Annotated in this window: 7 protein-coding genes; 3 read left to right on the top strand and 4 right to left on the bottom strand. The window is 56.4% G+C overall.

All coding sequences use genetic code 11. From position 1 onward, the window contains the following. On the bottom strand, positions 1 to 835 hold an 835-nt coding region (locus TG4357_RS01750), incomplete at its 3' end, for a PfkB family carbohydrate kinase (protein WP_058261162.1). 285 nt (positions 836 to 1,120) lie between these two features. Between TG4357_RS01750 and rpsB the strand changes: the two genes are divergently transcribed. Both rpsB and tsf read left to right on the top strand, forming a co-directional pair. After that, a complete protein-coding gene (gene rpsB, locus TG4357_RS01745; RefSeq protein WP_058261161.1) occupies positions 1,121 to 1,888 on the top strand; it encodes a 30S ribosomal protein S2 in 768 nt (255 codons plus the stop codon). Between the two features lie 80 nt (positions 1,889 to 1,968). Continuing rightward, a complete protein-coding gene (tsf, locus tag TG4357_RS01740) occupies positions 1,969 to 2,844 on the top strand; it encodes a translation elongation factor Ts (RefSeq protein ID WP_058261139.1) in 876 nt (291 codons plus the stop codon). A 474-nt stretch (positions 2,845 to 3,318) separates the two neighbouring features. Here tsf and TG4357_RS01730 read toward each other — a convergent pair whose 3' ends face one another. Then, positions 3,319 to 4,074: a helix-turn-helix transcriptional regulator gene (locus tag TG4357_RS01730; protein ID WP_058261137.1), complete on the bottom strand. Its 756-nt coding sequence runs from the start codon at positions 4,072 to 4,074 to the stop codon at positions 3,319 to 3,321. Positions 4,075 to 4,723: 649 nt separating this feature from the next. Here TG4357_RS01730 and pcaF point away from each other — a divergent pair. Then, complete coding sequence (gene pcaF, locus TG4357_RS01725; protein WP_058261136.1) at positions 4,724 to 5,929, top strand: 3-oxoadipyl-CoA thiolase; 1,206 nt, start codon at positions 4,724 to 4,726, stop codon at positions 5,927 to 5,929. Between the two features lie 172 nt (positions 5,930 to 6,101). Here the strand turns inward: pcaF and TG4357_RS01720 are convergent, their stop codons facing one another. Both TG4357_RS01720 and TG4357_RS01715 read right to left on the bottom strand, forming a co-directional pair. Further along, positions 6,102 to 6,755 (bottom strand): response regulator, encoded by a 654-nt coding sequence (locus TG4357_RS01720; protein WP_058261135.1) that lies wholly within the window; start codon positions 6,753 to 6,755, stop codon positions 6,102 to 6,104. Beyond that, positions 6,752 to 8,908: a sensor histidine kinase gene (locus TG4357_RS01715; protein WP_082644039.1), complete on the bottom strand. Its 2,157-nt coding sequence runs from the start codon at positions 8,906 to 8,908 to the stop codon at positions 6,752 to 6,754. Before TG4357_RS01715 ends, TG4357_RS01720 begins: the two co-directional genes overlap by 4 nt. Positions 8,909 to 8,966: the final 58 nt, after the last annotated feature.

Below are 8,966 nucleotides of genomic sequence, written 5' to 3'. Positions count from 1 at the left end.
CCTGTTCACGCGGCAAGCCAACGCGTTCTGCGGCCATATGAGCGGCCATGAAGGTATCCCCGGCGCCCGTGATGCGTGTGACCAGTACCTCGGGTGGAGGTGCACTGATCACGCCTTGGGAACAGCCGTCACTGGCCGGATTGGCGCCATTGGTGACCAAGGCACGCGCCGCACCATGCCGTACCAGCGCCGCAGCTGCTTTCGCCGAACAGTCGAAGCTTTGCTGGCACAGTAGCCCGGCTTCTTCGAGATTGACATACAGCACGGCGCGCGAATGGCGCAGGAAGGGCTGCAGGCGCTCTGCCTTGCCGGGCGAGGCCGGGGCGACACGCAGATCGGCTAGGGCAAAGGCGGTATGGGTGGCGATGTTTTCCAGCAAGGAATGGGTCAGGTTGCCATCAAGCGCGATCAGCCCTTCATAAGGCGCAGTACCGGACCCAAGTGGCCCATTGAGCAGAGGCTGCAGGATCTTGTCGCCTGCGGTTTCCAACGACAGCGCATCGGCAATCGCCGCGATCAACCCGTTGGCACCTTCGACTGCCATATACTGATCGGTCGGCAGATCGTGGGACCGATAGACATGGGTGGTGTCGATGCCAAGCCGCTGGCAGGTCGCCAGCAGGTCGTCGCCTTCCATATCGCGGCCGATGGCGGTTAGAACCGACGGTTTCAACCCCATCCGGCCAAGCGCCATGGCGATGTTCATTGCCACCCCACCCGGAAGCCGTTCAATCCGGCCCGGCACGTCGGAGCCTTGTCGCATCACGATGGTGGCGCGTCCGATCACGTCCCACATCACGGAACCGATACAAAGGATATACGGGGTCTTTTTCATCGCATCGTTTTTGCCGCCAATACCCGGCCACTGCAAGGGCCGTGCTGTACGCGCCATTTCATCTTGGCATAAAGATCCATATCCAGCGATCAAGGTGTCCGACAAGCGATGGCCGCAAGCGGCACCGGTTCCGATTGAGGGTTGCCAAGCCCCGAAATATGGCTTAGATGCGCGCTCACTTCACAGGTGGGGTTGGGCCTGGCAGGGAGAAATCCTGCACAGGTCCGCCGGTTGGGCGAATGCCCTGAATACCCCGCTTAGGCCAAACCGGAAAGGAATATGGACATGGCTCTTCCTGAATTCACTATGCGTCAGCTGCTGGAAGCTGGCGTACACTTCGGTCACCAGACCCAACGCTGGAACCCCCGTATGGGCGAGTTTATTTACGGCTCGCGTAACGGCATCCACATCATGGACCTCACTCAGACGGTTCCGATGCTGGACCAGGCTTTGAAAGTGATCCGCGACACCGTTGCCAAGGGCGGACGGGTTCTGTTCGTCGGCACAAAGCGTCAGGCGTCGGTCCCGGTTGCCGAAGCTGCTGAAAAATGCGCTCAATATTACATGAACCACCGCTGGCTGGGCGGCACTCTGACCAACTGGCAGACTGTTTCGCAGTCGATCAACCGCCTGAAGTCGATCGACGAGCAGCTGGAAACAGGCGCCGAAGGTATGACCAAGAAAGAGCGTTTGAACATGGACCGCGATCAGCAGAAGCTGCAGGCTTCGCTGGGCGGTATCCGCGACATGGGCGGCGTTCCGGACCTGTTGTTCGTCATCGACGTCAAGAAAGAAGCTTTGGCGATTGCCGAAGCCAACAAGCTGGGCATCCCGGTTGTGGCCGTGGTCGACACCAACTGTTCGCCCGATGGCATTGATTACATCATCCCCGGCAACGACGACGCGTCGCGTGCGATCACGCTCTATTGCGATCTGGCCAGCCGTGCCGCGCTGGACGGCATGACCGCCCAGATGGAAGGCGCGGGTGTCGATCTTGGCGCGCTGGAAGAAGCCCCGGTTGAAGAAGCCGCTGCCGAATCTGCCGAAGCGTAAGGCTTCGTCACAAAACTGATACCGGGTGCGGGCTATGCCGCACTCGGACTTTCAATATCTATTCCGAGGAGAGCCAAACGATGGCGATCACAGCTGCACAGGTTAAAGAGCTGCGCGACACGACGGGCGCGGGCATGATGGATGCGAAAAAAGCGTTGACCGAAACCGATGGTGACATGGAAGCCGCCATTGACTGGTTGCGCACCAAAGGTTTGGCCAAAGCCGCCAAGAAATCGGGCCGTACCGCCGCCGAAGGGCTGGTCGCCGTGGCCGTGGCCGATGGCAAGGGTGTCGCGCTCGAAGTGAACTCGGAAACCGATTTCGTTGCCAAGAATGCTGAATTCCAGTCGATGGTCAGCGCGATTGCTGGCGCGGCTCTGAATGCGGCCGATATCGACGCGCTGAACGCGGCCGATCTGGGCGGCAAAACGGTTGCCGACACCATCACCGACAAGATCGCCACCATCGGCGAAAACATGGGCCTGCGCCGCATGGCGTCGGTCGAAGGCGCCTGCGTGGTGTCTTATGTCCACAATGCTGTTGCGGATGGCATGGGCAAGATCGGCGTTCTGGTTGCCCTGTCGACCGATAACGAAGCGTTCGGCAAGCAGGTTGCGATGCATATTGCCGCTGCAAGCCCCGCCGCTTTGGGCGAAGCCGATCTGGACCCGGCCATCGTTGAAAAAGAGCGTGGCATCCAGATCGAAATCGCACGTGAATCGGGCAAGCCCGAGCAGGTGATCGAAAAGATGATCGTGGGCCGGATGAAGAAATTCATCGCAGAAAGCACTCTGCTGGGTCAGGCCTTCGTGGTGAATCCGGATCTGACCGTGGCTGATGCGGCCAAAGAAGCCGGTGTCGAAATTGTTGCTTTCGTGCGCCTGGAAGTGGGCGAGGGCATCGAAAAGAAAGAAGAAGATTTCGCTGCTGAAGTGGCGAAGGCTGCTCAGGGCTGATTTCGCTCTGATTGAAAATCGAAAAGAACGCCCTGCTTTTGCGGGGCGTTTTTCGTTGCGGATCAGGTACCATTCTTGTTTTTCTGAATTCGGTCGGGTCGTGCTTTATCGAAACGATCAAAAAAGAAAGGAGCGGTGCCGTTAGCAACGCCACCGCCCCGATTTCGAACGCCCCCCATTACGATTGGGGATGAGCAAGGAGGCGTCCGGTGCTGACTTGCCGGCCAGTAAATATTGGTGACAAGCCAGCGTCCGGAAACACCGGTCGAAAAGAAGGGCCTGAAATCGCAAGGTTTCTCCTCGAAAGTTCCAAGGCTAAAGCCACCACTCACGGAACGGGGTAAGACTGCCCGGGCGAGGCCATTCACGAAAGTATGGGATTCCCTACTTTTTGCTGTAAATTGACCGAATCTTATTGAAAAGACAGGATAAAGCGACCGCGCGTGCAGGGTTTCCCTGAGATTTGGTGCCGGATCAGGCTTCGATGACGAACATTTGGTTCTGTAGCGCGGCTTTCAAAACCGCCTGCGCAGTGGTTTCCACATTCAACGCGTCGCGTGCCAGCCGGAGATGTTTTTCCACCGTTGCGGGCGTCAGTCCCATCAAAAGGGCGATGTCCTGAGTGGTTTTACCATCCCCGACCCATTCCAACGCTTCTTTCTGCCGCTTGGTCAGGCCACGACCAGGAACCGATTGGGGCAGGGTCATGATTTTAAGATGTACAACATTGTTCATCACGATGATGTCGTCACCATGTTCAGCCCAAACCTCATCGATTTCATTCTGGCTGATATCGGCCTTCGCGGTCAGGGCAATCGCCCCCTTGGAGCGCGGCGAAATCGATTTGAAGCTGATCGAATACCCCGCCAGAACGTTCATCGAGGTGTTAAATTCGATTACCTTTCTTTCGCTGTGGGTTAGTGTACCGCTGTCTATCATCTTGCGCAGGATGTTCCAGCTGCTGGCGCCTTCATTTTCCAAGACCCATTTCACCATAGGGGCGTGGAAATAAAGCCCCTGACCCATGAAGACATCGGTATAGGCTGGATCGTGATTGGTCAGGATAACGAAATCTTCGGGATCACCCAACGAATTCGTCGTGCGATAACGGGTAAAACCATATAGCAAACGGTCGAAACCGTAAGTTGCCATTTTCTTGATATGCATATCCCAGAGCTCTTCGATGCTTTGCGCATTCGTTATCGCCTTAAGATGTTTGCTTTTGCTCATACTGTCCTCGTCCTTCCCGAACTGCACGCAAAAATGGCGTGAATCCGGCCTCTCCACCAGTATAATCAACCTTATTCTTACCTGCATCCTTGGGGGTATGTCGAGAGCCTGCTTCGCTTTGTTGAAAAATGTGTAGATCGGATACACCTATGAATGTGACGATTTAAGATCGCTTTATAAACTACTCTAAATAATGGAAATTATAGGTCGTAGGATATGCTTCGTAGCTATAAATAGTGCCCAGGCACGTCTATTGCCCATTGTGCGCCGTCTTGGCGTTTTAACTATATGGGCTGAAAATTTGAATGATCTTTCTGTTGCGGTGTCGGGGTCGAAACGGTCCGTGGAGTTGGTTCGGCCATACCGAGCAGTGTGCGATCCCGAGATCCATAGATTTGTTCACATTGCGAACGCTGTAAATCGCCATGAGAACAAATGTCGGTATTTGAGCATTAAGTCTGGGAGCGATTGATCGCATATTCTATCTATTGCGCCAGAGGGATAGAGGCATCAAGCAAACCGCAGAGGGCTGATTATATCTGACGGGCAAGGCACCAAGATTGGTATATTGAGGGCTTGCATCCCTAAACACGCGCACCTGCAAAACTGGTGGGTGCGATAACGGATTGAATGTATCGGAGTAAACCTGATGAAAGACGCCTATATTTGCGATTATGTCCGAACCCCTATTGGCCGTTTCGGAGGTGCCTTGGCGTCGGTTCGACCTGACGATCTGGGGGCGGTTCCGCTCAAGGCACTGGCCGAGCGCAACCCAAATATGGATTTGGCGGCGATTGATGACGTTATTTTCGGTTGTGCCAACCAAGCCGGGGAAGATAACCGAAATGTGGCGCGTATGTGCCTGTTATTGGCTGGTTTTCCAGAAACAGTGCCCGGAACGACGATGAACCGCCTGTGCGGATCGGGCATGGATGCGGTGATCGCGGCAGCCCGTGCCATCAAGGCGGGCGAGGCCGAATTGATCATCGCAGGTGGGGTCGAGAGCATGTCTCGCGCGCCATTTGTGATGCCCAAGGCTGAAACCGCCTTTTCCCGCACGACCGCTGTCTTCGACACCACCATCGGGTGGCGGTTCATCAATCCGTTGATGAAGGCGCAATATGGTGTTGAATCGATGCCTGAAACGGCTGAAAACGTTGTTGAAGAATTCGGCATAAGTCGCGAAGATCAGGACCTTTTTGCGGTTCGGTCGCAGCAGAAAGCGGGCAGGGCGCAAGACAATGGGCGACTTGCCCGCGAAATCACCCCGGTCTTCATTCCGCAGCGCAAGGGAGAGCCGATCATCGTTGACACGGATGAGCATCCGCGCCCGTCGACCACAGTCGAGTCTCTGGCCAAATTGCGCGCACCGTTCCGTGAAGGTGGGTCCGTCACCGCCGGCAATGCCAGCGGTGTCAATGACGGTGCGGCCGCTTTGATCATTGCCAGCAAGGAAGCTGCTGAAAAATATGGGCTTACGCCGATTGCCAAGGTGTCGGGCGGTGCCACTGCGGGCGTTGCGCCGCGGATCATGGGGTTCGGACCGGCACCGGCATCGAAGAAGCTGATGGCGCGTCTGGAGTTGCAGCAAAGCGATTTCGATGTGATCGAGCTGAACGAAGCCTTTGCCAGCCAGGGGCTGGCAACGCTGCGCGATCTGGGCATCGCTGATGACGATCCGCGGGTCAATCCGAATGGCGGCGCAATCTCTCTGGGGCATCCGTTGGGCATGTCGGGGGCACGTCTGACCGGTACTGCGGCTTTGGAACTGAAGCTCAATGGCGGAAAACGGGCTTTGGCGACGATGTGCATCGGCGTGGGTCAAGGTATCGCGATCGCGCTGGAAGCCGTATGAGATGAACGTGTTTGCTGGACCGAGCCTTGTTCGGTCCAGCAAGACGTCTTTCATGTATGGCAGCTAATAATCTGTTAAGTATAGAGAAACTACGTTACTAGCTGAACCTGTCGTTTCGCAATATTTACCATAATACCGATTATGCGAATTAAGTAGGCAAAGAAATGCGGCCTTACCTGCCGGTCTGTCTTGGCGCGACCAGCCCCATTCTGGCGGCATGCCACGCGGCTTCGGCGCGCGATGATATTCCCAGTTTGCGGTAGATCGTCTTTATGTGGCTCGCCACTGTGCCTTCGGCAATATCCAGATCCTCGGCCACTTCGACATTGCGCAGTCCCCGCCCGATCAGCGCTAGCACTTCTTTTTCGCGGGAACTGAGTTCGTCCTCGGGATCTGCGGCTGGCCCGGTATAACGAAAATGTTCCATGATGCGGCGCGCGATCGATGGCGTCAGCGCCGGGATGCCTTGGGCCAGTTGGCGCAATTGCTGTATCAGCAGATCTTCGGGTTGCTCTTTCAACAGATACCCGTCGGCCCCGGCAGAAAGCGCGGCAACGATATGGGAATCTTCCCCCATCACTGTGGTGATGATACAGGCCGCTTTGGGTTGGACCAGACGCAGATTGCGCAACACGTCCAGCCCCGACCCGTCCGGCAGACCAAGATCGATCATTGCCAGATCGAAATCCTTACTTGCCACCGCCGAAATCCCGGCCCGCATATTGCGGGCCTCACTGATGGTGCAGCCGGGAAATGCGGTGCTGGCAATATCACCCAGCCAGCGCCGAGTTTCGGCGATATCTTCGACGATCAGGATTTCTTTCATGCCTGGTTCTCCGTATCGGCAAGTGGCAGCCTTGCGGCGATCCGGGTGCCGCGAGATGACGAGGTCATTTCGAAAATACCGCCAAGATTTTCAATCCGCGCCCGCATATTGGTAATGCCGTTGCCTGCATGTTGGTGGGCCGGATCAAATCCTACCCCGTCATCTTCGATTGTCAGGGCAACGGCGTCCCCATCGCGGGTCACGCTGATACTCACCTGCCCGGCTTGGGAATGGCGGATTACATTGCTGATCGCTTCACGCAGGATCGACCGGAATGCGTGGACAGATCCCGGTGACAGGGTTGCGTTTTCATCCCCGGAAAATTGCCATTGCAGTGCGATGTCGGCATTATGTACCCGGTCGACGGTTTCCGCCCTGAGATCGGCCAGAACTTCTTGTAGCGATAATCCGGTATGCGACAGGTTGTTGATGATGTCGCGCAGGTCGGACAGGCTTGCGCGGATCATGCCATCCTTGCGTTCAGCATTGCGGCTGTGCAAGGCACCCAGTAATTGCGCGCCGATATTGTCATGCATATCACGGGCAATGCGGCTTCGTTCTTCGGCGACGCCTTGTTCAAAGGCCTGACGGCTTTCATAGGTGTGGGTCAACATCGAAATCAGTTCCCCGGCCAGATCCTGATCGCGCTGGCTGAACAGTTTTCGGCCCTGATTGGCATATTCCAGCCGCAGCGCCGGAATGTTGCCGATGGCCGGAATAACCATGCCCAGCCCTTCTTTTTCTATGCCCGACCGGTCGGATGTTTCGGCGGGATGGATGTCGAGCGGATTATAAATTTGAGCCAGAAGGTTCTGCCAACGTGAAGTTTGGCTTTTGCCGGTGGGGGTCAGCGCGATATCGACGACATGGGTGAATAATGCTTCGCGGTTGCGGTCCGTGTTTGACATGAACAGCCGCCACAGACTGTCGCGAAAAGGAAGATAGAACAGCGCCACCAGAACAAAGGACAGGCTGAAGGCCGGTACTTCTTCGATCGAAACGATCAGCACCAAGGCGACGTCCAGCAACACGATTAAAAGAATGCCCCCCATGTAAAACAGGATGCGGAATGCCCATTCTTCCAGATCAAACAGCCGGTAACGTGACACGCCAAGCGCCACACCGACATAGATGATCAGGAAATACAGGAAAGAATAGCCCTGCGATTGCAACCGCCCTGCCCCGAACAGTTCCGGCACGATCGAGGTCAGCACGAACAGGCCCGCCCCGATCAGCACCGACAGGCCAAGCCAGCGCAACACCGCGCGGGCACGCGGATCGCCGCGCGTTTTCCAAAATTGCAGCACCACGCAGATTGCGATTGTCGCCATTGCCAAAATGATCGGCAATTGCCGGGCCAGTGGTGGCCCTTCCAGCAGACGGAACCAGTCCGCAGCAACCCAAAACGCCAGGAGAAGCGACGGCAGAAACGCCAATCCCGTACCGACCAGCCGATACGGATAACTGAGGAACAGGCCAATCATACCGGCCCCGAAGGTCAAGGCGCCTATATGGTTCAGGCTGGACAGGAGGGAAAACAACGTTTCCGGCAAGGCGAGTTCGCGGGTACTGTAAATCGCCGCCGAAGTTGCGGAAATCATCAACCCAAATCCAGCCAATGCAAAGAAGAAGGTAGGTAATTCTGTACGTTTCAGGCTCCAGACCCAGGCGGCGATGAAAAAGCCGGTAATGCCGACGAACAGTTGAACCCAAAACACCAGCGGCAGACTGGCCAGCGGTCGCTGTGCGGAAACGCTGATTTCAGCATCGCTCAGGGGTGTTCCGGCGATATCCAGATCGGCGTAAATAGTGGGACGGGACAGGATGTCATGCAACTGCCCCTGCCGGTGGAAAAAACCATCCATATCCAGAAAGGTATCGAAGAAATCGGGTTCCTCGATCACGTCGGTCGTAACCAGTGGGATTTTGCCTTCGCCCCGATCCTGACCGATGGCGCGGAGCACGCTGTCGGCGGGCAAGGTGCTGTTCGGACCATATCGGGATGGCGTATTGATGCTGAGCCCGCCTGAGGGCGAAATCGTCAGGGTCGTTCCCATCCACGGCTGATGCAAGGCGATATACAGTGCCGTCACCACGGTGAACGCCACTATCAGCAGGGCGGCAACCAAGGTCAGGGCCGGAGTCATGCGCATTTTGAACCCGATCCCCTTCCGGTCTGTCGTCGATGGTGAAGATAGCGGTTGCTCTGCC

It is taken from the genome of Thalassovita gelatinovora (genome assembly GCF_001458355.1).
GTDB lineage: Bacteria > Pseudomonadota > Alphaproteobacteria > Rhodobacterales > Rhodobacteraceae > Thalassobius > Thalassobius gelatinovorus.
The sequence above is the reverse complement of the archived record's forward strand: the minus strand, read 5'-3'. Positions and strand labels throughout refer to the sequence as shown.